Below are 22,807 nucleotides of genomic sequence, written 5' to 3'. Positions count from 1 at the left end.
GCGGGCGTCTCCCGCGCGCTCAGGCGCGGGCCGCCGCGGCGGCGACGATCCAGTTCCTGAATTCGACGGCGTAGTGCCGAAGGTGGTGGTCCAGGACGTCCTGCGGACAGGACACGGGGAAGTAGACCGTCAGGCTGGCGGTGAAGCCCTCGGCCGTGTCGCCGAACTGGATAAGGGCCCGTCCGACGACGGTGCCGTCCTCCAGGAACAGGTTCGACGACATCTTCCGCGGAAACTCCGACTCCGGGAGGAGTTCGGCCGCGTCCGCGGCCCAGGCCATCGCGTCCGTTCCCCAGCCGCCCATGTAGAAGGAGCACACGTGGGGGCCGATGTTCTCCACCACGCGCGCACCGATGGTGTCGGTACCCATCGCGTAGTGCTCGGGGTGGGCCGCCAGCAGCGGCCGCTCGTCCTTGCCCGCGAACGCCGCGTCCATCCACTCCAGGAACTCGCCCGACGTCAGTCCCCGCGCACGGAGCACGGTCGTGCCCCCGTTGAACGCACCGCCGGAAGTGCGTGCGCACTCCCGAAGGAAGGCGTTGCCCTCCTCGATGTCCGCGGCCAGCAGATCGAGCAGGCCCTGGCGGCCCAGTCGCGTCCTGAAGCGGTCCAGCGCGCGGCGGGCGTAGAAGAGCTCGAAGTCGTCGATGCTTCCGGAGCCGGCGGGTCCCGACTCCAGCGTCACCGTCACAGCCGTGGTCGTCCGGTTGTCCGTCATGCTCATACCTCCGTAGTATGCGAAAGTGAGTTCACATTCGCTTTCACTAGGTTAGGCACGGAGGAGGACACCTTGTCAAACGTTTCTGCCGGTACCCCCGTCGATACGATGCGGAGCATGACCGACCAGCACGGCAACCCGGCGCCCTACAAGCAGCCCCAGCAGGCCCGCAGTGCGGCGACCCTGGCCCGCGTGCTGCGCGCCGCCGAGGAGATCGCCTCTTCGGGCGGGCTGGAGGAGATGACGATCACCGGTGTCGCGGAGCGCGCCGGCGTCTCGGTGGGCACCATCTACCGGCGCTTCGACGACAAGGAGCAGCTGGTGTACGCCCTCACGGAGCGGATGCTGGACCGGCGCGAGGAGTACGTCGCCGAGCGGCTCGACGAAGCGGAGCCGTCGCTGTCCGGCGTCATGGACGCCTACGCGCACGCCCTGCTGCAGTCCTTCGCCGACAGCGGCAGCCTCTTCCCCGAACTCCTGCGGGCTCGCGGGGCCAAGCCCCTGGACCGCGGTGGCCGGACCATCACCCGGATCCACCAGCTCCTGCTCGAAGCCGCCGCCCCCTACGCGGACGACATCCGGCGTTCCGACCCGCAGAGAGCCCTGGACACCGCCGCCCGCGCCCTGCTAGGCGCCTGTTTCCACAATTCCGTCCGCCCCGACCCGGCGACGGGCGAGGACGCGCAACGCCGCTACGCGGACGAACTCAGCGACATGGCCGTCGCCTACCTCAGCACACCGGACCGGGGCGCTCCGCGCACCTGAACCACGGTCCGAGGCAGTCCCCCGTCCGGATCAAGCGGCTTCGGACGGATCCCAGGATCCGACGAACGCGCGGACCGGACCGGCGAGTTCGTCGGCCCGGTGGAGCGTGACCACCTCCACGTCGAACGCCGCGTCGCGCAGCGGCCGGTAGACGATGCCCGGCAGCCCGATGCACTCCGCGGCCCCCGGCACCACCGCCACACCCGCGCCGGCCGACGCGAGCGCGAGCACGCCGAGGGTGCCGGTCACCAGATGGACGCGCCCCTCATGGGTGACGTGCCCTGCCTCGAAGCGGTCGAGCACACTGCGGTCACCGTGGTCGGCGGCGTACACGACGAGGTTCTCGCCCGCCAGGTCGGCGGGGACGACCGAGGCGGCGGAGGCCAGCGGGTGGTCCCGGCGCACGGCGATCGACAGAGCCGTCCGCCGTCGGCGCCTCGTCGCGAGGCCGTCCACGTCGCCCAGCCCGTTGTCGGGGCAGTACGCGATGTCGAGCGTGCCGTCGCGAACGCCCTGCACCTGGGCGGCGGGCGGGAGTTCGCTCACGTGGAGTTCCACCCGGGGGTGAGCCTCGTGGAAGCGGCTCAGGTCCGTGGGCAGGATGCCCTCCAGTACGGCGATTCCGGAGAACCCGATCCGCACCGCCCCGATCTCTCCCCTGACCGACTGCCGGGCGACGTCGAGGGCCCGATCGGCCTGGGCAAGGGTGCGGCGCGCCTCCACGAGGAGGAGTTCTCCCGCCTCGGTCAGTTCGACGCGACGGCTCGTCCGGACGAAGACCGGGCCGCCCACCTCACGTTCGAGGGCCTTCACCTGGGCGCTCAGGGTCGACTGGGTCACGTGCAGCCGTGCCGCGGCGCGGCCGAAGTGGCTCTCGTCCGCGACGGCCACGAAATAGCGCAGGTGACGTAGTTCCACGGGCGGGCTCCGATCGGTCAGAACGAACAATGGATCAGATCTAACCATTGGACCGAACGATGAACAGGCCGGAGGATGTATATATGCCGACATCAACAGGTCTTCAGGACCGTCAGGACATCGCCGACCTCATGACCGGCTGGATCCACCGCGACCAGGGGCGGTGGGACCGGCTCCGCGAACTGTTCCACCCCGACGCCCGCATCGAGATCACCTGGTTCGAGGGACCGGCGTCGGACTTCGTCGACGCCTCCGCGGGCATGGCCACCACCGACCTCCGCACCAAGCACCTCATCACAGCTCCGTTCGTGACTTTCTCGGCCGACGGAAACCGCGCCGTCAGCGAGACCAACGCGGTCATCGTCGCGGAGAACGGCAGCCTCCACCTGGGCTGCAACGGCCACAACAGGTTCATCGACCGGCTCGAACGCCGGGACGGCGTCTGGCGGATCGCCGACCGCAAGAGCGTGTACGACTTCGCCGGCTTCACCTTCCCCGCCGGAATCCCCGAGATCGACGTCGAGGTGGTGGCCAGGTACCCCCGCGAGTACGGGGCACTCGCCTACCTGCTCGACAGGAGCGGGTTCCCGGTCCGCCGCGTCTTCGCGACCAAGGGAAGCGATCTGGAACGCGACGTCCTGGAGACCGCGTTCGCCTGGCTCGGCGAAGCGGGCATGACGAAGCACGTTCCCACCGCTCACGATGCCCGGAAGTGACATGAAGCTGATCACCATCGAGGAACACACGCTCGACACCGCCGTGGCCCGCGCCTCCGCGGGACGGGCGGCCGAGGTGAGCCCGCACTTCGGGTCGGCCTATTCGCCGGCCGGCGGGCTGCCCTACTCCCCCACGCCCGAGGAACTGGAAGACCTCGACGAGGGGCGCATCGCCGACATGGACGAGCACGGCATCGACATGCAGGTGCTGTCCAACCTCACCACGCAGTTCCTGCCGGCCGACGTGGCACCCGAACTGGTGCGTCGAGTCAACGACCGGCTGGCGGCGGCCCGCGAACGCCACCCCGACCGGTTCGCCGCGTTCGCCTCGCTCCCCACGTCCGCACCGGAGGAGGCGCCGGCCGAGTTGCGGCGCGCCGTCGAGGAACTCGGTCATGTCGGCACGCTCATCCACGGCCGCACGGACGACGAGTTCCTGTCCGCCGAGCGGTTCGACCCCATCCTCAAGGCGGCGGCCGATCTTCGGGTTCCCGTCTATCTCCACCCGGCCCCGCCCACCCGCGGCACCAGCGTGGCCAACTACGAGGCCGGTCTCGATCCAGTGGTGGCCACACGGTTCGCCACCGCCGGATGGGGATGGCACAACGAATCGGGCATCCACTTCCTCCACCTCGTACTCGGCGGAGCACTGGACCGCTACCCGGACCTGCAGTTCGTCCTCGGGCACTGGGGCGAGATGATCCCCTGGTTCCTGGACCGCCTCGACGAGGCGCTCCCCCAGCGCGCCACGGGTCTCGACCGCACCATCGGCGACTACGTCCGCCAGAACGTCTACTACACCCCCAGCGGGATGTTCACGACGCCGCACCTGCGCTTCTGCACCGACGTCCTGGGTACCGACCGGATGATCTACTCGGTCGACTATCCGTTCGTCGGCAACGCCGGCGCCCGCGGATTCCTGGAGGACTGCGACCTGCCCGCCGACGCCAAGCTGGACATCGCCCACCGCAACGCCGAAAGGCTCCTCGGGCTGTGACCTCGGCCCGGCCCGGCGGCCAGGTCTGACGCGTGTTCCCGGCCGCGCTCGCGCCGGGGCACGAGGGCTGCCCGTGCCCGCCGGACCGACTCGGCCGGCGGGCACGGGCAGTGACGACGTCAGCAGGTACGCGACGGGGTCAGTTGTAGGACCACGACCACTTCTGGTTGGCGCCGCCGTTGCAGGTCCACAACTGCAGGCCGGTGCCGTTCGCGGTCTTCCCGCCCACCACGTCCAGGCACAGACCGGAGTGCTGGGCGACGATGGTGCCGTCGCTCTTCACGGTCCACTTCTGGGACGTGCCCCCGTGGCAGTTCCACTGCGAGACCACGGTTCCCGGGCTGGTCCCGTTCTCGTGGACGTCGAGGCACTCGGTGGCGCCCATCGTGCGCAGCTCACCGGTGGAGGTCGGGGTGATCTGCTGGTTGAGGCCGCCGTTGCAGGTCCAGATCTGCTCCTTGGTGCCCTGGAGGTAGGAGCTGCCGCCGTCGGTGTCGACGCACTTGCCGGAGTCGGCGCTGACCAGTGCTCCGGTACCGCCCGTCCCGGAGACCGGGACCGCCGAGACGAGGGCTACTCCCCCTGCGGCCACGCTGGTGGTGTAGGTGCTCATCGTGCCGAGCGGCTTGTCGTTGTTGATCATGTCGGTGACCTTGGCGGAGCCGCTGAGTCCGAGCTGGGCCAGGGGGAGGCTGAAGGTGTGGCTGGACGACGTGTCGGTGTTGAACATGCCGATGTACCAGGTCCCGTTCTTCTCGCGCTTGGCGAAGACCTGCTCGTCACCGTCCTTGATCACCCGGGAGGCCGGGATGCCGTCCTGGTCGATCGCTATGAGCCTCTTGTTGGTCAGCAGCGCCTTGTCGCCCGGGTCGAGGTCGGCGAGGTCGGCACCGAGCATGTACTGGGAGGAGGCGAGCGCCCACAGCGCCATGTTCGTCTGCCGTTGCGGCGGGGTGATGCCGTCGTCGTCGCCGTTGCCGACACCGAAGGAGTCCAGGTCGTTCCACCCTCCCTTGCCGGCGTACGGCTGGTACGTGGCGGCGTCGTCGAACCGTTTGGACACGTTGGTCCAGCTGGTGAGCGGGAAGCTGTACCCCTTGGGGCTGGCGCCGATGTCGCCGTCGATGCGCCACGAGTTGGCCAGGGACGACCAGGTGGCGCCGTTCGAGGCGGACAGGCTGGCGGACAGGTTCAGTGCGATCGGACGGCCGGTCTGCCGCAACGCCTTGGACCAGGCCGTGACGTCGGCCGTCTTCGACGGGCCGACCCCGTCCAGCTTGAGGTAGTCCACGCCCCAGTCGGCGAACTCGTCGGCCCAGGAGTCGATGAACTCCTGCGCGCCGGGCTTGCCGAAGTCGATGTTGCGCATGCCCTTGCAGTTGAAGTTGCTGGCGCTGCTCGACGTCGCGATCTGGTCCGCGGTGTACGACGTGCCCGCGATCTTCGTCTTCTTGGCCACGGCCTGGGCCGAGATGCCGGGCGTCACGTACAGCCCGAACTTCAGCCCCTTGCTGTGCACATAGTCCGCGAGGACTTCCATGCCGTCCTTGCCGCCGCTGCCCGGGAACAGGGAACCGTCGGTCACCCAGCGGCCGTTGGCGTCCACGTCGGGACCCTGGCTGCCGGGGCACTTGTACCAGAAGTCGTCCATGTTGGCGTAGACGTAGCCGGCGTCCTTCAGCCCGGTGGACACCAAAGCGTCGACCTGGGCCTTGAACTTGGCCGCCGAGGGGTCCCGTTGCAGGAAGCCCCAGCCGCTCCATCCCATCAAGGGGGCGTTGACGGCGATTCCGTTGTCCGAGGCGAAGGCCTTCGGCGTCGTCGCCTGCGGGGCCGCCAGGCCGACGCTGACGGCGGCCGCCAGGCCCACCACCATCCATCGCGATCTCATCATTCCTCCAGTGCCGGTGCGGGTGTGTGCGTAGCCGTCGGTGTTGGATCAGGGGCGGCTCCACTGCTGGTTCCGGCCGCCGCACCCCCACAACTCCAGGCGTGGGCCGCTGGGGTTGCCGGGCTTCCGGCGGGGCGGTCTCGCCGCCTCCGGACGCGGGTGGTGTCGCGGTCGTAGGTCCGAGGCACGGTCGTGGGCAAGTGGCCCGTCACCCGTAAGGGGGTGGCGCACAGTGTTATGTCGTGTTCATTTGAGTGTCAACGCTCCGCACATGAATGAACATAAAACCAAGTCGCACGGCCGACCGCCGAGGGCGCGATCGGGCCCGGAACCATGAACTCCCCGGCCTCCGGGCATGACGTCCCGGCGGCCGCGCGCGACCTTGAAATGAGCCTCGACGACAACTTCCGGACCAGGTAGCAGACTTGACCGGCACATCGCGGCCCTGCGCGCGACGGCGTCACACCGCGCGTCCACGAGTCGCGCCGACGCGAAGTCCAACGTTGTTTGTCGCCGGGAACATAGACGGCATCGCGGACCGGGCGTAGAACTACGCCTGCGGTCACCGGCGTTGCAACTTGGTGACTTCTGTTGGAATTACGCCGGAGCTGGATCCGTCGAGGACCACTCCGGCCGGGCCCGGACAGCTGTCGTGTCCGGCCCCGTCAATCACGTCGTGGAGGCACTATGTCGCTCGTCAACCCGCGCCAGGCCAAGGGCGGTTCGGGGCACACTCGCAGGGACCTGCTCAGGGGCGCGGGTGCGGCCGGAGTGGCCGTCGCTGCGGGCGGGCTCCTCTCCGCCTGCGGGGACGACGGGGACTCCTCGAAGCCGAGCGCGGCCTCGGGACCCGTCGCGGGCAGCACGGTGACGTTCGGCTCGAACTACTCCGACCCCGCCACGCGGTCGGCGTTCGCCGCGCTCACCTCCTCCGCGACGGCGTCCACCAAGGTGAAGGTGAAGATCAACACCGTTGACCACAACACCTTCCAGCAGAACATCACCAGCTACCTGCAGGGCACCCCGGACGACCTGTTCACCTGGTTCGCCGGCTACCGCATGCAGTACTTCGCCGCCCAGGGACTGGCGGAGCCGCTCGACGACGTGTGGGAGAAGATCGGCGGGAACTTCGGCGCCGTCGCCAAGAAGCTCTCCACGGGCCTGGACGGTCACCAGTACCTGGTGCCGCTCTACAACTATCCGTGGGTCGTCTTCTACAGCAAGAGCCTCTTCGCGAAGAAGGGTTACGCCGTCCCGGCCACCTGGGACGCGTACGTGGCCCTGTGCAAGAAGATGAAGAGCGACGGGCTCGTCCCCATCGCGTTCGGCGACAAGGACGGCTGGCCGGCCCTCGGCACGTTCGACATCCTCAACATGCGGATCAACGGCTACGACTACCACACGAAGCTGATGAAGCACGAGATCCCGTGGACCGACCAGGGAGTCCACACGGTCTTCCAGCACTGGGCCGAGCTCATGCCGTACGTCCAGAGCGGTGCCAACGGCCGCGTCTGGCAGGACGCCGCCAAGACGCTGGAGTCCAAGAAGGCCGGAATGATGTTCCAGGGCACCAACCAGGTGGCCGCGCAGTTCGTGAGCGACAAGGCGGACCTGGACGACCTCGACTTCTTCCCCTTCCCCGCGATCAACCCCAAGTGGGGCCAGGACTACATGGACGCGCCCACCGACGGCTTCATGCTGAGCAAGAAGGCGAAGAACCCCGCCGCGGCGAAGGCGCTCCTGGAGTACATCGGCACCGGGGCGGCCGAGGCCAAGTACCTGCGGACCGACCAGTGGGACGTCGGGCTGGCCAAGGGCCTCCAGGTCCCGACCTACAACGCGATCCAGAAGAAGTCGGTCGTCGAGATCGGCAAGTGCAAGGCTGTCGCGCAGTTCATGGACCGCGACGCGGACCCCGCGATGGCCACCGCGATGATCTCCCTCATCCAGAAGTTCATCGACGACCCGAGCACCGGCGGCATCGCGGCCATCCAGAAGAGCGCGGAGTCCCAGGCGAAGGCGATCTACACCGGATGAACACCGCAACACGATCCCGCCGGCCGCCCGCCCCGGCCGGCGCACCGGCCGCGCCCCGGCCCGCCCGCCGGAGCAGGCGCCTCCGGCACCTGACGGCCGGCGACCGCGTGGTCGCCGGCCTGCTCCTCGGCGTTCCCCTGCTGCTCGCGCTGGCATTCGTCTGGATCCCGGCGCTGGGCACCGTGCTGCTGTCGTTCACGCGCTGGAACGGCGTCGGGGACCTGCACACCAAGGCGTGCGACCCGACCCTTCCGCCGATCCTGAACAACGGCTGTGTGAACGGCGTCCAGAACTACCACCAGGCCGCCACCAACTACCCGGAGTTCTGGCCCGCGGTCCAGCACAACCTGATCTGGCTCGCCGTCTTCGTCGCGATCGCCACCCCGCTCGGCATGCTGTTCGCGGTGGTCATCGACCGGGGCATCCGCGGCAGCCGCATGTACCAGAGCATCCTGTTCCTGCCCGTCATGCTCTCGCTCGCCCTGGTCGGCATCATGTGGGAGTTCATGTACTCCCAGGACTTCGGCGTCATCAACACCGTCCTCGGACGCAACGGCGACAGCAACGCCATCGACTGGCTGGGCAACCCGCACCTGAACCTGTGGGCCGTTCTCCTGGAGGCCACCTGGCGACAGGCCGGCTACGTGATGGTGCTCTACCTGGCGGGACTCAAGGCCATCGACCCGACCTTGCGGGAAGCCGCCCTGATCGACGGAGCCAACGCCTGGCAGACCTTCTGGCGGGTGATCTTCCCCGTCATGAGGCCGATCAACGTCGTCATCATGGTCATCACCGTCATCGAGTCGCTGCGGGCGTTCGACCTCGTCTACATCACCAACAAGGGCATCAACGGTCTCGAACTGCTGTCGGTCCTGGTGACCGCCAACATCGTCGGCGAGACCCAGCGGGTCGGCTTCGGCTCCGCCCTCGGTGTCGTACTGCTGCTGATCTCCCTGGTCCCCATCTCCCTTTTCCTCCGCCAGACCTTCCGCGGGGAGGACACACCGTGAGCACGACCGGAGTGCCGACAGGCACACGACCGACCGGCGTCGCGGACGGGGCGCGCCCCCGTGGACAGGTGCTCGCGCAGACCTTCCTGATCAGCGCTTCCGTGCTGTGGCTCCTGCCGATCCTGTTCGCGCTGTACATCGCCCTGCGCCCGAACTCCGAGACCAGCAGGGACGGTTACGTCTCCCTGCCGCACACCCTGACCCTGGACAACTTCAGCAACGCGTGGTCCCAGGCGGACATGGGCCGCTTCTTCTGGAACTCGGTCGTGATCACGGTGCCGGCGGTCGTCGTCGTACTCGCCCTCGCGTCCGGCGCCGCCTACGTCCTCACCCGTGTGAACGTACGGGTGAACGTGACCCTGCTCATCCTGTTCACCGCGGGCAACCTCCTGCCGCAGCAGGTGATCATCACGCCGCTGTTCCGGATGTACCTCAAGATCCCGCTGCCGTCGTTCCTCGCGGACAGCGGTCTGATGTACAACTCCGCCTTCGGCATCATCACCATCAACGTCGCGTTCCAGCTCGGCTTCTGCATCTTCGTGCTGAGCAACTACATGAGGTCCGTACCCGCCGAGATGTACGAAGCCGCGCTGGTGGACGGAACGAACCTGTGGACGCGGTTCTGGAAGCTGACGATCCCGTTGTGCCGCCCCGCGCTCGCCGCGCTCGCGACCCTGCTGACAACCTGGATCTACAACGACTTCTTCTGGGCCATCACACTGATGTCGTCCGGGGACAAGCGGCCGGTCACCTCCGCCCTGGCCAACCTCCAGGGCCAGTTCGTGAGCAATCAGAACCTCATCGCCGCCGGCGCGATGATCGCCGCGATCCCGACATTGGTGGTCTACATCCTGCTGCAGAAGCAGTTCATCGCCGGTCTCTCCCTCGGTTCGAGCAAGGGGTGAGCCGACCGTAGGACGGAAGGGCCGTATGCGGCGGTGGAGCCGGGAGGGAGCGGCTGCACCGCCGCTCTCCGGTGCCCCGCCCCGCCCACCGGAGCCTCACTCACGCCGCCGGTTCAGCAGCCACCAGGAGATCACCAGGTCCTCCGTGCGGCGCAGGTCCAACGCGGTGAGCTGCTGGAAACGGTTGACCCGGTACCGGACGGTGTTCGGGTGCACCGCCAGACGCCGGGCGACCTCGCCCACGTCCTGATCGCATTCGAGATACAGCCGGGTGGTCCCCTCGATCTCCGTGCTCGAACGCCCGGCGGTCTTGAGCGCCGCCAGGTGGCGAGCGGTCAGGCCCTCGGCCGTACGGGTCTGGGAGAGCACGAGCGGGCGGGGCCCCAGGTCGACGAGGCGGACCACGCCGGACATGGCGAAACGCCGTGCGGTCTCCAGCGTCAGCAACGCCTCCTCGAATCCGTGGGCAAGTTGATCGAGCGGAAGCGGCGGCCCGACCGCCACCAAGTGGTCGCCGACGGACTCGGGCACTCTCGACACGATGAAACCGATCACCGCGCCGACCCGGGTGATCAGAAGCCGGTCCGCCGGGACACCGACCGCCGAGGCGACCGCACGGCGGACCGTGTCGCCCTCGTCGGCGGACGCGAACCGTGCCGCCAGTGCCACGTAGTGCGACTGGGGCGTGAGCCCGAAGACCTGGGCGTCATGGTTGATCCGTTCCGCCGGAATGATCCCGCTGAGCACGCCGGCGGCGAATGCCGAACGGCGCTCCGCGTCGAAGTGCACTCGTTCCAGGGCCAGTTCGTGCTGGACCCCGGCGAAAATGGCAGCCGCCTCGTTCGCGAACTCCCAGGTGCTGTCGTGTACAGCGAGCAAGAAGTCCGAAGGCAACGCCACGTCGACGGCCACCTCGTCCAGAAGCGAGAGCATGGCCCGGGACCCGAGTTTGTAGCCGAGTGCGAGATCGTCGAGCGGGATCCCCCTCGCGGCCCTCTCGCGCGCGTACTCCCGGAGCATCTCCCGCAGCGCCGCGTCCGGAACGCGCAACGACGAGAGTTCCGACAGCATGACGTCCATGAACCGTCGCGCGGAGGACCGGAGTTCACCGTCCGAGAGCCCCGCGTAGCTCGGCACGTGAAGACGTACGAGTGCCAGGTACCGGTCGGTGAAGACATCACGCGACTCACGCAGCCGGTCGACGGCCGCGACAACCGCGGCACGGGTCGGACCGTCGAGTGCCGCGAGGTCCGGCATCCGCCGAAGCACCGGCCAGGCCGTGGGTATCTCGGTCTCCATGGCGGCAGCCTATACACCGGGGTTGTCCCGGGGAACAAAGCTTGAGGCATGCGCCAACTCGACGCGCGTGAAGCTTCCTTCACGGAAGAGACGCACCGGGTCGCGCCTACCGCACCCTCTTGTCCCCCACTCCAAACAGCGTCCCGGGCCACGGTCACCGGGGGGCGCCGATGGACGGAGTTGCCGACGTCGAGGCCGAGGAACACGCCCACGTCCTCGATCCCGAACATCGCGCCCTTTCACGGGCATTGGCGGTGCCTGCCTCGGCTCGGGTGCCGCGCTCGCGCATCCACGTCAGGCAGCCTGCCGCCCGCGGACCGTCCGGCATTGCGCCGCACCATGCGGTGGCCGGACCTCTGATCAGCATCTCCGACGAACATCCCCGGCCCCGGTGACACCACCCCCAGGCCATGCCGGGCCGGAAGGCCGACGGCCCCCTTGCAGGACCGCGAAGAAGACAACGGGGGCGGCGGTGCGCTACCCCATGACCGCGCGAGCCGCGTCCAGGAACGCCAGCCGGTTGTCCTCCAGGTAGTCCCGCACGCTTTCACCGTCGGACAAGCCTTCCCACACCGTCCGGTTGAGGTCGAGGAAGTACGCGCGGGCCGCGTCGTGCACCGGCAGAGGGAACTGGATGCGGATGAGCCGCTCCGCGACCCACAGCCTGTTCATGACGTCCCGGGTCGTGAGGAACCAGGCGTCCGTGTCCTCCCATTCGGAAGGCCGACTCAAGGCGGAACGTTCTGCCTCGGCCCCCACCTCGACGAACCGCTCCAGCAGCGCCAGCCGCTCCCCGCGCCGCGCCTCCGACAGGGCGAGCTGCTGTCGTTGCTGTTCAGCGCGTTCCGCCGAGAGCTGCGTTCTGTGCTGGACGAGGTAGGACAGCGACCCGCCGAGGACAACGCCGCCCAACGATATGAGTGACACCCAGACCTGACCCGACATGCCGGTCATGGTGCCATGCCGTCGATTTTCGCAACGACCCCACCGTGACAGGTGATCACGGCGTCCGAGCCGTCCTGCTCGCCCCGTTCACCGGGCTGCGCCCGCGGCAGTTCGGAGAGCCGGTGACACTTCCCGCGACGCGCGGGGGCGGGTGCGGACGCGGTCCGCAAGGGACCGCCGTGGGGCCTGCCGTCGGAGAAGCGGCCCCTGCTGGTCGCCGCGCGCCGGCGCACCACCCGACCATGCGCCAGACCAAGGCGTCCGCGATGGAAGCAGCGCAGGGCGGACTGCACGCTCCTCCGGCACCGCATCCTTCTCCACAGGCAGCACGCTCGGTAACCACCGCGCACGAGACGGAGCCGCTCGTTCGACTGTCTCCCGGCGTTGCGGTTACGACCTGGTGGCGTCCCTGACGTATTGAGCGCCGATGGTGGCGAGCAGGGCGAGTCGACTGTCTGATTCGCTGCCGGGTTCGGCCGTGTACAGCACGATGCGCAGGTCGTGGCGCTGGGTGGTGAGGATGTCACAGTCCAGTTCGAGGATCCCGACATCGCTGTGGACGACCCTCTTGATGGTCGGGCCGTGTTCGGCGATCTCGTGGCGCTGCCAGAGTTCCCTGAACTGCGGGCTCGTCTCGTTCAGCCGCGCGGCGAGCTGCCGGGGCTGGGGGTCCGCGGGGTAGCGGCCCGTGGTGCGCCGCAAGTCGGCGACCAGCGACGCGTCGAGAGCCTCGGTGCTGCCGGGGCCGTACATATGGCAGTCCGAGGTACTGGTGAAGTGCAGCCACACCAGATTGCGGTCGGCTTCCCTCAGCTGAAGGGGGTCGCCCGCCAGCGCCGCCCACAAAGGGTTCCACAGCAAGAGGTTCCACATCGCGTCGAAGACGGCCACGGGCCGTTCGCCGGTGCGTTCCACCAGGCGGCGGATGCTCGCGGGCACCAGCTGGCTGACATGCCCGCTGCCGGTGGCGTGCCCGGCGAGACGGAACAGGTGCTCCTGTTCGGTGTCGTTGAGCTGGAGCACTCGGGCGAGCGCGGCGCACACCTGTGCCGAGGGCGCCGAGGCCCGCCCCTGCTCCAGGCGCACGATGTAGTCGACGGAGACACCCGCCAGCACGGCCAGCTCCTCGCGTCGCAGCCCTTTGGTGCGCCGGGTCGTGTTCGTCGGCAGGCCCGCCAGATGCGGGGTCAGCCGCTCGCGCCACACCCGCAGGACCGCGGCCAGCTCACCGGAGTCGCTCATGGATACATGGTCGCAGCACACGCCGGGAACAGCCTGGTACTCCGGTTACCAGGAAGAAAGGTCTCTGGCCGGGGCCGGCAGCGCGCGGCAGGCTGACGACCACGACCATCGCACTGGGCGTCGGCACATGTTCGACGCCGGCAGTTCCAGTTCCTGGTGGTCGCATCCGCCTCAACCGCTCCTGCAAGAAGGAAACCCGTTCATGATCGTCGTCACCGGGGCCACCGGCCAGTTCGGCCGCCAGGTCATCGAGCACCTGCTCCTGCGCGGTGTGCCGGCCGGCCAGGTCGTCGCAGCCGTTCGCACCCCGGCCAAGGCGGCTGCTGTCGCCGACCTGGGCGTCGTAGTCCGCACTGCGGACTACGACCACCCCGAGACCTTGCCCGCGGCTTTCGCGGGGGCCGACAAGGTCCTGCTGGTCTCCTCCACCGGTCCGGACGCTGCGCGTGTCGCCCAGCACCGCGCGGTGATCGACGCTGTGTCCAAGCACGGCGTGAGCCTTTTCGCCTACACCTCGGTCACCCAGGCCCCCACCAACCCGATGGGTCTGGCACGAGTACACCGTGCCACCGAGCGCGCCGTCACCGACGCCGGCCTGCCCGCCGTCGTGCTGCGAAACGGCTGGTACACCGAGAACCACACGGCCGCCCTTCCTCTTGCCATTGCGCGCGGCACCCTCACCGGCAGCGCCGGCGACGGCCGGATCGCCTCCGCAAGCCGAGCCGACCTCGCCGAAGCCGCAGCCGCCGTCCTCACCCTTGACGAGCAGGCCGGGAAGACCTACGACTTCACCGGCGACACCGCCTGGACGCTGTCCGAGCTCGCAGCCGAGGCCGCGGCACAATCCGGCACGCCTCTCGGCTACACCGATCTCCCCGCAGAGCGCTACAGGCAGATCCTGAACCAGGCCGGCCTGCCCGAAGCCGCCGTCGACCTGATCGTGGACGCGGACGTACAGATCTCCCAGGGCGCCCTGGCCCACGTGACCAGCGACCTGAGCAACCTTTTGGGCCGACCCGCCACACCGCTGTCCGTCACCGTCGCCCAGACCCTGCGCACCTGACCACCAGAGGATGCGGGCCGCACCCGCCCCGGGCCGTCCTCCTCAACCGTTGCCGCTCGGCGCGGGACCGCTGCTTCCGGGTGGCTGATGGCTCTGCCGACCGCTGGCCTTCGTGCTCACGCGGGACCAGGCCGGTGACGCACCCGCGTTGGAACAGGTCATGGCCCGGTTACGAGTGCCTCGGCCGGTCGGCCGTCCCAGGGGCACGCCGGAGATGCTCCTGGCCGACAAGGCGTATTCGTCCCGGGCGATCAGTCGTCATCTGCGACGGCGCGGGATCCGGGCGGTGATCCCGCAGCCCGCCGACCAGGCCGCCCACCGCACGCGGCTCGGCCGGTTCGGCGGCCGTCCGCCGGCCTTCGACCGCACGGCCTACAAACAGCGGAACACCGTCGAACGCTGCATCAACAAGCTCAAACAGTGGCGCGGCCTGGCCACCCGCTACGACAAGACCGCCACCATCTACCTCGCCGGACTCCACCTCGCCGCAATCTTCATCTGGTCGGCGAGGCGATCCGAAAGGAACGACCTAGCCCATCGACCGAGCCCGTCCGGCTCCAAACACCACCTCCGGTTGGGTCCTGGGCTGGTCTAGGCTGCGGGTCATGAACGCGGCCATGACCAGCGGTGTGACCCCTGAGCCCGCCATCCTCGACGCCGTGGAGCTGGCTGCCGATCCGGAGCTGGGGGGCCGGTTTGCGGAGTCGGCCCACCAGATCCTGGCGGAGCTGGTCAGTGGAGGTGCCGCGCTGGGCTGGGTCGAACCACCCTCGCAGGACGAGGTGGCGGAACTTCTCGACCACGTCGTCTCTGCCGTGCAGGCCGGGGATGCGGCTCTGCGGACCGCTTACCTCGACCGTCGGCTCGTCGGGTTGGGGTACTGGCTCCGCTACGTCCGGCCGACCCATCGGCCACACGCCGATCTGGAGAAGATCGCGGTGGCTGGAGCTGCCCATGGCCGTGGCGTCGGTCGGGCGCTGACCGCTGCCTTGATCGCTGACGCCCGGGAGGCGGGTATCGAGGTCCTCACCCTGGACGCCCGTGGCGACAACACCAACGCCCTGCATCTCTATCGGTCCCTGGGCTTCACCGAATACGGCCGTCTGCCCGACTTCGTCGCCGTCGGCGAACACCGCTACGACAAGGTCTTCTGCATGCTGGACTTCCGTCAGCAAAGCTGACCACTGCCGCGCACGAGGGCCCGATGGCGCCCCGCCGACGCTTCGCAGTCGTTCGTGCGAGATGCTCACGATGTGCTTGGTGAGGATGGACTGTTCGAGGTCGAACCGGTCGGGACGAAGCGGTCCGGGAACCGCCCGGCGGCGCAGATCATGACCTGCCAAACGGCCGCCAACTCCTCCTCCGGAGCCCAGCAGACCGGCCAGACCCCGACACGGCCGGACAGGACAGGACCGGATCGGATCGGATCGGCAGCGTGCTTCTCGGGATGCTGACGACCGTGCCGGTAACCCTGCATGCCGACTGCTCCGCAAGGGAGGATGTCCGCAGCAGAATGCCCTTCAACAGGCCGCCCACCGCCCACCGCCCGGCGGTGGGCGCATGCGGCGCACCGGGCGCGGCGCGGGGTCGGGCCGGCCCGGTACGGATTCCGTGGCGGGCGGGTCAGCTGAAGACGACCGAGCGCACGTGCAGGCGTTCGGACCCTGCGCCGGTGTGGGGACGCAGGGTGAAGTAGCTCTCGCCCTGGCAGTCGGCGTGGAGGAAGACGGTCGCGGTGGCGTCCGTCCGGTTCTTCGGCGAGTGGGCGGGGGCCAGGTCCTCGGAACCGACGCCGTACAGGTTGATGCACTGCCCACTGGGCGGGTCGTTGAGGAAACCTGTGGCCTCGTAGCCCTCGGTGGTGGTGTAGGTGTAGCGGAACTGGCCGGTGGCGGCCTGCGCCGATGCGGGCAGCGTGACGACGAGGACGAGCGCGCCCAGGGCGGCGGCGACACTGTGACGAATACGCATAGGTACGGGTCCTCCAAAGGACGGGTACGGGGACGGCATCACGCTGCCCCCGCCGACCGCCGGGGCGACGCAAAGCAACGCGGCAATGCCCACAGAATCGATTCCCTCTCACCCGCCCGGGGGCGTCACACCTCCCGGCGGCACGGTTGGCAAGACCGAAGTCACCGGTGACCGCGGCTGCGATCTTGTCGAACCCTGTCAGGGCGATGTGCGCGGCGCGGCATCGCCGGGCACCGGGCTGGTTTGCATCGGTTCTCAGCCGGGGTGCCGAGGGGCCCGAATGGTGGCCGGCCCCACCCGATCACTGCGCGGTAAGTGCACACAGGTGGGAGGGAGTTGGGTGGATCCAATACTTGAGCGGTCGCCGCCCATCGGGCGGCGCCGGCTGAGCAGGCCGAGTTGCTCGGCCAGCAGTTGGCACGGATCGTGGCGAGCCGATGGGGATCGCCACGGCCGAACGGGCGTGACTGCGCGAAGCGGCCCTGGGCCCGGCGAGACCCCGAACATGACCCGCCTCCTGGGCCGGCCCCGTGCGCTGGAGTTGCTCATAGGCGGCCAACTCGTGGGGGCCGAACTGGCTGAGCGCTAAGGCCTGGTGAACCGGGCGCTGTCCGCCGACGAGCTCGACACCTTCGTCGACTCCCATGCGCGACGGATGGCCAGGGTTCGGCCGGAGGTCATCGTGGCGATCAAGGCCACGGTCAACACCGTGTCACCAGGCATCCCGCAGGAGGCGTATGCCGTCGAGAACGCCTCGCTCTACTCCCTGTTCAGCGAAGATCTCGTCGAACTCGCCCACAAGCAGCTCGCCGCAGGAGTTCAGACCCGCGAAGGCGAGCGGGACCTTGAGGGACTCATTGACCGGATGTGATGCCGTGCATGCCGACGCTGCGCGTGCCGGAAATCCTCATCCGCACAGGTCAGCGCGTAGATGAGCAACCCGGCAGGACATCGTTCCGACCAAAGATGCGAACCGTTGAGGGACCAACGAGTGCCTCCTGAACATGTTCGCATCGCTCTTCGAAGTGCAGGCGGCTGACGTGTCGCGCAGCTCGCCGACCCGCGCGGAGGAACGTCGACAAAAGCAGCCTGACGAAACGGAGTTGCTGGTCACGGGTGCTGGTGCGGCGAGCAGAGGCCGGGCCACCGGCGCCGGGTACTCCCCACGCAACGACTGCCGTTCGGCAGTCAGCCCACCACCCTTTGGTAGCGCGCACAACGGCCGTACCGCACCAACCGCGCCTCGGCAGCCCTTGGGACACTCCGAGTCAATCTCAGTGACCGGCAGGCCAATGTGGGTTCGGCGTGCCGTCATCGCTCATGTGCGCCCGTTGCCAGATTCCTACCCAGCGGATCGGGGTCTCCGGTACGAACCGGTGCCGCTGCCCGCACGGACATGGCGCAAGCACCCGCGCACACCCACGACACAGCTCGACCCAACCATGCCCGGTCGAGCTCAGCTCTCGTGGTCCCTCATCCCCGCAAGCCGGGCAGCCGGGCAGCTCGGCACCATCCAAAATCGCGTTCTGCCGCCGTACGTACTCGGACAGTCGAAGCGAGGGGTGGCGAACCGGGTCTTCGAACCAGGCACGGTCAGGGTTTTCCCACCAGTTCCACAGCCACCACGGTCGAGGGTTCGGTACAGCCCGCCGCCCAGCCTGCTTCTCCGCCCGGCGCTGCGCCGCGTACTCGTCGGCCCGCTCGAGCCACAGCACCCGGGCCTCGTGCAGTTCCTCCACCGCCCTCGCCAGCGCGTCCGGGTCCGCCTCCAACCGACGTGGGATCGCGGCGCTGAGCGTGAGGTGGTGGTATGTGGCCCGCAAGCCGTAAGGAGCAAAAACAGTGAGGCAGGTGCGCAACGCGCTGTGCCGCCGATGGAGGGGAAGCCGGGCGTCGTGCACCCGCGCTCGGTGGGTCAGGAAGCTGCTCATGACGCAGGCGCCAGGTCCAGCGCCCGTGCCAGGGTGGCAGCGACGCCCGCAGCCTGGGCCGGCAGGTGCTGTTCAGCCCAGATTTCGGCAAGGCCGAGGAAGTCCCGCACATCCTGCTGGGCGCCTGCGACGAGCGTCCGCACCTGCTCCACTGACAGCTCGATCGGCCCGAAGCCGTTGCAGTCGGCGATCTGCATGACCGCGGTGCCGACCTCCGCCCGAGTCAGATCCCCGTTCACCGCGAGGTAGCCATACGGCTCGTGCCGTCCCACCGGCCAGAGCGCGAAGTCGTCGACAGCAGAGATCTCCAGAACGGGTTGCATCACCATCACACGGGGATGATGCCGGACCCACCGCTACACCGCCACAGGCTTTCAAATGGAGTTGGACTGGGAGCTGGCCCCACCGCATGGTCAGTCTCACGGTGCGCTCCGGGCACGCGGTACCGCCATGGCGGTCTGCGCGGTGATCCCGAGAAGCCGCATCAGCTTGAGGGGATCACCGATGACAACCGCCTCGTCGCGTCTACCGACCGGGGTCGGCCATCCTCACTTCTCCTCAGCAGGATTGCCTGCTCACCGATCTCCTCCGTGCCGGGGTCAGGCCGTCTCGGTCCTGAGCGTTGGCGCGGCGTCTGCGCCCTGACGGCACAGAGCACCGGTGTGCATGTTCGCGGAGGCGCCAGCGATGACCGAGTCAAGCCGCTCCCCGGTTCGAGCGAGGTCGGCGATGTGCTGGTACAGGCGATCGCGCTCCACAGCCAGACGGTCGAGAAGCTCCGGTGTGGCCTTGCCGTCGATGACGCAGGGCGTCAGCTCGGCGATGGTCTTGCTGGACAGACCTGCGGCATACAGCTCCAGGATCACGCGGATTCGATCGACCGCGGCTTCCGAGTAGTGCCGCTGGCCGCTGTCGCTGCGCTCGGAGACGAGAAGGTTCTGCTCTTCGTAGTACCGCAGAGCCCGAGTGCTGACTCCGGTCCGCCTGGCGAGTTCTCCGATACGCACCGCCGTCTCCCCACACATGTGTCGTGCGTCACTGCCGCTTGCCTTTGACGTCAACGTCAAGTTTTAGCGTAGCCGACATCAGCTTCCCCGGGGATTTCCCGCCGGTGCGTACCGACAGGTCACGGCTCGAACGAAATGGAGCACCCCATGTGTGAGGACATCACCCCGATCCGGCGCGTCATCGGCGTCGAAGAGCACGCTTCGCCCCCCCCCCCCGGACTCCGCGAAACCCTGCTCAAGTGGGGCGGCGACGAGACCGTCAACAGGATGAGCAGCCAGGTGGAGCTGAACCTCCGTCTGCTCGACGTCGGCGAGGAGCGTCCGGCACGGATGAGGGCCAGCGGTGTGGATATGGAGGTCCTCTCCATCACCACCCCCGGTACGCAGCCCCTGCCCACGGAGGTGGCAGTCCCGCTCGCCAGGGAGGCCAACGACGTGCTCGCGGATGCTGTGCGCCGTCACCCCAACCGTTTCGCGGCCTTCGCCACGCTGCCCACGCCCGATCCGGAGGCAGCCACCGCATGCTGACCGCGGCGGTGGACGTGCTGGGGCCCGACCGGGTCATGTTCGGCGCCCACTCCCCCTACCGCGCCCCCACCGCCGCTGACGACACAAAGAGTCCTGGGCTCAGTGGGGTCGACTCCCGCGGTTCCTTCGCCGACGTCGGCGGCGCCCGCGCCTTCGCCGACAGCGCTCCGCCGGACGAGCAGGGCGGGGCGAAGCTCGGTCACCTCAATGCCGAACGCATCCTCAGCCTCAGGACCGCCTGATACACCGCACGCACCACCACCCACCCACCCGCACGCACCACCCCACACCTGGAAGAAGCACGCCCATGACCACGTACCAGACGACCGGTCTCACCGGCCCCGCCTCCACCCCGACCGTAGCGGTCAAGCCGCTCGTGCTGGCCGCGCCGGAGCGCGGCGAGGACCTGCACGTACGTGTATCCGCCCCGGTCACCGGCAGCGACCTGCCGATCGTGCTGTTCGCGCACGGATTCGGCTCTGATCTCGACGGCTACGCACCCCTGGTCGACCACTGGGCCTCCCACGGCTTCGTCGTCGTGCAGGCCACCCACCTCGACTCCAAGCGGCTGGCCCTGCCTGCGGACGATCCCCGCCGCCCCCAGATGTGGCGTTACCGCGTGCAGGACATGCGGCGCATCCTGGACGAGCTCATGTTTTTGGAGGCGTCCGTGCCTGGCCTGGCCGGCCGGGTCGACCACGGTCGGATCGTCGCTGCTGGGCACTCCTTCGGCGGGCAGACCGCGGGCATCCTGGTGAGTCTGCGGGTCACGGACCCACAGACCGGCATCGCCGAGGACCTGTCCGACTCCCGGGTCATGGCCAGCATCCAGTTGGCGACTGCGGGCAATGGCGGCGACGAACTGACCCCCTTCGCCCACGAGAACCTCCCGTGGCTGCGGGACCAGGACTTCTCCTACATCACCGCACCCGGGCTGGTAGTCGCCGGGGACAAGGACGACCTCCCGCTCTCTACTCGAGGCCCGGCCTGGACCAGCGACCCCTACACCCTCAGCCGCGCCAGCAAGAGCCTGCTCACCGTCTTCGGCGGCGAGCACCTCCTCGGCGGCATCTCCGGCTATCGAGTGGCGGAGACGACCGACGAGGATCCCCGCCGCGTCGCTCTCGTCCAGCAGGTGACTCTCGCCTATCTGAGGTACGTCACCGGCATCGACGAGACCGACTGGGAGAAGGCCCGATCCGTCCTCGCGGATGACCACCCCTTGGGGCGACTGGAATCCAAGTGACCGTCGGCTCTCGGGCACTCTTCCGCACGGACCGGTCTCGCGACGCCGGTCCGGGCCCGGCGTCGCAGCAGCTGCCTCCTTCGAGGACCAGGCGAGGCTGCCGACGGACGATCGGTAGCGTGAGAGCGCTCCGGGCCCGCTGAGGCGGGGAGGCTTCCGGTCTTGCGGGTCCGCGGTGGGCGACATCGGCCGGGGCGGTGCCAGAGTCGTTGTCGGGTTCGGTTCGCAACCGATCCGGGCCAGGTAAAGCCGGTCACCTCCTCGGAGACGATCCACAGGCACCGGGCGGTGCCCGCCATGGGCCGGAGCTGCTCGCCCGCCCTCGAAACAGGGCACCACCACGCGCATGGCACGCGACGCTGGGCCCGCAGCGCGCAGGTAACGGATCATCGGGACCGTGGTCGACCGTGGGTGGGGGAGATGACGCGGGCGATCGGCTCGTCTCGCCGACTGAGAACGCATCAGGCCTGTTCTGGTGCCGCACCTGAGATGCCACCTGCCGCCCGGCGGGGATGCCGCATCGGTCGCGCACGACCAGGACACCTCGACAAGATCGCGCGACGAGCCCGCAGGGCAGTCGCAGGGCGGCATCGAGGTGGTCCCGGCCACAGACTACGCCGCCAGGCTGTTTCCCAGCTTGAAGCCCACACCCCGGACCGTGATGATCCACTCGCTGTCGCCGAGCTTGGTGCGGAGGCTGCTGACGTGGGTGTCGACCGTGCGCCTGGACCAGGAATCGCCCCACACCTGTTGCAGGAGTCGCTTTCTGGGAATCACGGTGTCGGGGTGCGAGGCGAGAATGCAGAGGACGTCGAATTCCTTTTTCGTCAGCTCCACGCCGCGGCCCGCCAGGCTGACTTCCCGCGCGTTCACATCGATGCGCAGCGGACCGTGGGTGATTTCCCGTTCGACGGTGCGCGCGGACCGGATGCGGCGCATGACGGCCTCCATACGGGCTGTCAGTTCTCGGAATCCGTACGGCTTCACGAGGTAGTCGTCAGCCCCGGCCTGGAGCCCGAGCACGCAGTCGAGTTCGGAACTGCGGCCGGTGACGAAGATCAGGGGTACGCAGCTCACGGCGCGGATGCTCTTACAGACCTCCAGCCCGTCGAGATCCGGGAGTTCGAGGTCGAGGAGGACCAGGTCCACCTCTTGGTGCGCCTCCAGTGCGGCGCGCCCCAGGGGAACGTGGATGACCTCGTGGCCCTGCCTGCGCAGCCCTCCGGCCAGGGACTCGGCGTCGGCGGGGTCGTTCTCCACGAGGAGCACCCGCCAGCCGCCCTCGGGCCCGGCCACCGTCCGCGCCGGCCCCGGCAGGTCCTCCAGCACCGCCTGCGGCCCCCGCGGGACGAGCTCGATCGATGGGCGGTTCCCCGACTTCGCCGCCGGCGAATGTGTAGCCATGATCTACCCCGACTCATCCGATCAGCATGACGTCGAACCCACGCTCGAATAATTTATCGTCTGCCGGTCGTCGATTCATAGATTTTGGCCATAAATAAATCGTTGCGGGCTTATGAAGGCGTATTGCAATTTCATGAATCCATGGTTCGGCACGGCCCTCCGGCACGCCACCGGGTTTATCGTCCCCGGCTTCCGGGGATCGTCCGGACCTCTC

General features: G+C 68.6%; 22 protein-coding genes and 2 pseudogenes. 14 read left to right on the top strand and 10 right to left on the bottom strand.

Annotation, left to right across the window (positions count from 1 at the left end; all coding sequences use genetic code 11):
• Window positions 1-19 precede the first annotated feature (19 nt).
• The gene (locus ACFZA0_RS18355; RefSeq protein ID WP_391017519.1) at window positions 20-718 is read right to left on the bottom strand and encodes a hypothetical protein; all 699 of its coding nucleotides are present in this window, start codon (window positions 716-718) and stop codon (window positions 20-22) included.
• Window positions 719-835: 117 nt separating this feature from the next.
• Between ACFZA0_RS18355 and ACFZA0_RS18350 the strand changes: the two genes are divergently transcribed.
• Window positions 836-1,483 (top strand): TetR family transcriptional regulator, encoded by a 648-nt coding sequence (locus ACFZA0_RS18350; protein ID WP_391017517.1) that lies wholly within the window; start codon window positions 836-838, stop codon window positions 1,481-1,483.
• Between the two features lie 30 nt (window positions 1,484-1,513).
• On the opposite strand, the gene ACFZA0_RS18345 is transcribed toward ACFZA0_RS18350, so the two are convergent.
• Entirely contained in the window at window positions 1,514-2,401 is an 888-nt protein-coding gene (locus ACFZA0_RS18345; RefSeq protein WP_391017514.1) for a LysR substrate-binding domain-containing protein, read from the bottom strand.
• Between the two features lie 59 nt (window positions 2,402-2,460).
• Here ACFZA0_RS18345 and ACFZA0_RS18340 point away from each other — a divergent pair, with 59 nt between their 5' ends.
• Both ACFZA0_RS18340 and ACFZA0_RS18335 read left to right on the top strand, forming a co-directional pair.
• A complete protein-coding gene (locus ACFZA0_RS18340; RefSeq protein WP_391017511.1) occupies window positions 2,461-3,117 on the top strand; it encodes a nuclear transport factor 2 family protein in 657 nt (218 codons plus the stop codon).
• A 1-nt stretch (window position 3,118) separates the two neighbouring features.
• Window positions 3,119-4,114, top strand: a complete 996-nt coding sequence (locus tag ACFZA0_RS18335; protein WP_391017508.1) for an amidohydrolase family protein — start codon at window positions 3,119-3,121, stop codon at window positions 4,112-4,114.
• Window positions 4,115-4,253: 139 nt separating this feature from the next.
• On the opposite strand, the gene ACFZA0_RS18330 is transcribed toward ACFZA0_RS18335, so the two are convergent.
• The gene (locus tag ACFZA0_RS18330; protein WP_391017505.1) at window positions 4,254-6,005 is read right to left on the bottom strand and encodes an RICIN domain-containing protein; all 1,752 of its coding nucleotides are present in this window, start codon (window positions 6,003-6,005) and stop codon (window positions 4,254-4,256) included.
• A 687-nt stretch (window positions 6,006-6,692) separates the two neighbouring features.
• On the opposite strand from ACFZA0_RS18330, the gene ACFZA0_RS18325 reads away from it, so the two are divergent.
• Genes ACFZA0_RS18325 through ACFZA0_RS18315 form a run of 3 tightly spaced genes read left to right on the top strand, consistent with a single transcriptional unit; the run spans window position 6,693 to window position 9,957 of the window.
• Window positions 6,693-8,042, top strand: coding sequence for an extracellular solute-binding protein (locus tag ACFZA0_RS18325; protein ID WP_391017503.1), 1,350 nt, complete (start codon window positions 6,693-6,695; stop codon window positions 8,040-8,042).
• Window positions 8,039-9,052, top strand: coding sequence for an ABC transporter permease subunit (locus ACFZA0_RS18320; RefSeq protein WP_391017500.1), 1,014 nt, complete (start codon window positions 8,039-8,041; stop codon window positions 9,050-9,052). The genes ACFZA0_RS18325 and ACFZA0_RS18320 overlap by 4 nt, the downstream gene beginning before the upstream one ends.
• Window positions 9,049-9,957: an ABC transporter permease subunit gene (locus ACFZA0_RS18315; protein ID WP_391017497.1), complete on the top strand. Its 909-nt coding sequence runs from the start codon at window positions 9,049-9,051 to the stop codon at window positions 9,955-9,957. Before ACFZA0_RS18320 ends, ACFZA0_RS18315 begins: the two co-directional genes overlap by 4 nt.
• Before the next feature lie 96 nt (window positions 9,958-10,053).
• On the opposite strand, the gene ACFZA0_RS18310 is transcribed toward ACFZA0_RS18315, so the two are convergent.
• Entirely contained in the window at window positions 10,054-11,256 is a 1,203-nt protein-coding gene (locus ACFZA0_RS18310) for a helix-turn-helix domain-containing protein (protein WP_391017494.1), read from the bottom strand.
• 477 nt (window positions 11,257-11,733) lie between these two features.
• A complete protein-coding gene (locus ACFZA0_RS18305) occupies window positions 11,734-12,210 on the bottom strand; it encodes a hypothetical protein (RefSeq protein ID WP_391017491.1) in 477 nt (158 codons plus the stop codon).
• A 42-nt stretch (window positions 12,211-12,252) separates the two neighbouring features.
• Between ACFZA0_RS18305 and ACFZA0_RS18300 the strand changes: the two are divergent.
• Window positions 12,253-12,435: pseudogene (locus ACFZA0_RS18300) on the top strand (IS5/IS1182 family transposase); the annotation flags it as partial.
• Window positions 12,436-12,591: 156 nt separating this feature from the next.
• Here ACFZA0_RS18300 and ACFZA0_RS18295 read toward each other — a convergent pair.
• Window positions 12,592-13,443: a helix-turn-helix domain-containing protein gene (locus ACFZA0_RS18295; RefSeq protein WP_391017489.1), complete on the bottom strand. Its 852-nt coding sequence runs from the start codon at window positions 13,441-13,443 to the stop codon at window positions 12,592-12,594.
• Window positions 13,444-13,645: 202 nt separating this feature from the next.
• Here ACFZA0_RS18295 and ACFZA0_RS18290 point away from each other — a divergent pair, with 202 nt between their 5' ends.
• From ACFZA0_RS18290 to ACFZA0_RS18280, 3 genes and pseudogenes are all read left to right on the top strand, one after another.
• A complete protein-coding gene (locus tag ACFZA0_RS18290; RefSeq protein ID WP_391017486.1) occupies window positions 13,646-14,506 on the top strand; it encodes an NAD(P)H-binding protein in 861 nt (286 codons plus the stop codon).
• A gap of 94 nt (window positions 14,507-14,600) precedes the next feature.
• Window positions 14,601-15,101 (top strand): annotated as a pseudogene (locus tag ACFZA0_RS18285) (IS5 family transposase); the annotation flags it as partial.
• Between the two features lie 22 nt (window positions 15,102-15,123).
• Window positions 15,124-15,687, top strand: coding sequence for a GNAT family N-acetyltransferase (locus tag ACFZA0_RS18280; RefSeq protein ID WP_391017624.1), 564 nt, complete (start codon window positions 15,124-15,126; stop codon window positions 15,685-15,687).
• A 442-nt stretch (window positions 15,688-16,129) separates the two neighbouring features.
• Here the strand turns inward: ACFZA0_RS18280 and ACFZA0_RS18275 are convergent, their stop codons facing one another.
• Entirely contained in the window at window positions 16,130-16,477 is a 348-nt protein-coding gene (locus tag ACFZA0_RS18275; protein WP_391017483.1) for a hypothetical protein, read from the bottom strand.
• Window positions 16,478-17,132: 655 nt separating this feature from the next.
• Here ACFZA0_RS18275 and ACFZA0_RS18270 point away from each other — a divergent pair.
• A complete protein-coding gene (locus tag ACFZA0_RS18270; protein ID WP_391017481.1) occupies window positions 17,133-17,348 on the top strand; it encodes a hypothetical protein in 216 nt (71 codons plus the stop codon).
• Between the two features lie 1,056 nt (window positions 17,349-18,404).
• Here ACFZA0_RS18270 and ACFZA0_RS18265 read toward each other — a convergent pair.
• Both ACFZA0_RS18265 and ACFZA0_RS18260 read right to left on the bottom strand, forming a co-directional pair.
• Window positions 18,405-18,737 (bottom strand): hypothetical protein, encoded by a 333-nt coding sequence (locus tag ACFZA0_RS18265; protein ID WP_391017622.1) that lies wholly within the window; start codon window positions 18,735-18,737, stop codon window positions 18,405-18,407.
• A 270-nt stretch (window positions 18,738-19,007) separates the two neighbouring features.
• Complete coding sequence (locus tag ACFZA0_RS18260) at window positions 19,008-19,415, bottom strand: MerR family transcriptional regulator (RefSeq protein WP_391017479.1); 408 nt, start codon at window positions 19,413-19,415, stop codon at window positions 19,008-19,010.
• A 147-nt stretch (window positions 19,416-19,562) separates the two neighbouring features.
• Here ACFZA0_RS18260 and ACFZA0_RS18255 point away from each other — a divergent pair, with 147 nt between their 5' ends.
• From ACFZA0_RS18255 to ACFZA0_RS18245, 3 genes are all read left to right on the top strand, one after another.
• Window positions 19,563-19,943: a hypothetical protein gene (locus ACFZA0_RS18255; protein ID WP_391017476.1), complete on the top strand. Its 381-nt coding sequence runs from the start codon at window positions 19,563-19,565 to the stop codon at window positions 19,941-19,943.
• A complete protein-coding gene (locus tag ACFZA0_RS18250) occupies window positions 19,937-20,185 on the top strand; it encodes a hypothetical protein (RefSeq protein WP_391017474.1) in 249 nt (82 codons plus the stop codon). The genes ACFZA0_RS18255 and ACFZA0_RS18250 overlap by 7 nt, the downstream gene beginning before the upstream one ends.
• Before the next feature lie 65 nt (window positions 20,186-20,250).
• On the top strand, window positions 20,251-21,189 hold the full coding sequence (locus ACFZA0_RS18245) for an alpha/beta hydrolase family protein (RefSeq protein ID WP_391017472.1): 939 nt from the start codon (window positions 20,251-20,253) through the stop codon (window positions 21,187-21,189).
• Between the two features lie 612 nt (window positions 21,190-21,801).
• Here the strand turns inward: ACFZA0_RS18245 and ACFZA0_RS18240 are convergent.
• Entirely contained in the window at window positions 21,802-22,593 is a 792-nt protein-coding gene (locus ACFZA0_RS18240; protein ID WP_391017470.1) for a winged helix-turn-helix domain-containing protein, read from the bottom strand.
• Window positions 22,594-22,807 lie beyond the last annotated feature (214 nt).

The organism is Streptomyces sp. NPDC008150, from assembly GCF_042956945.1.
Classification (GTDB): domain Bacteria; phylum Actinomycetota; class Actinomycetes; order Streptomycetales; family Streptomycetaceae; genus Streptomyces.
This window is presented reverse-complemented; position numbering and strand designations above follow the sequence as displayed.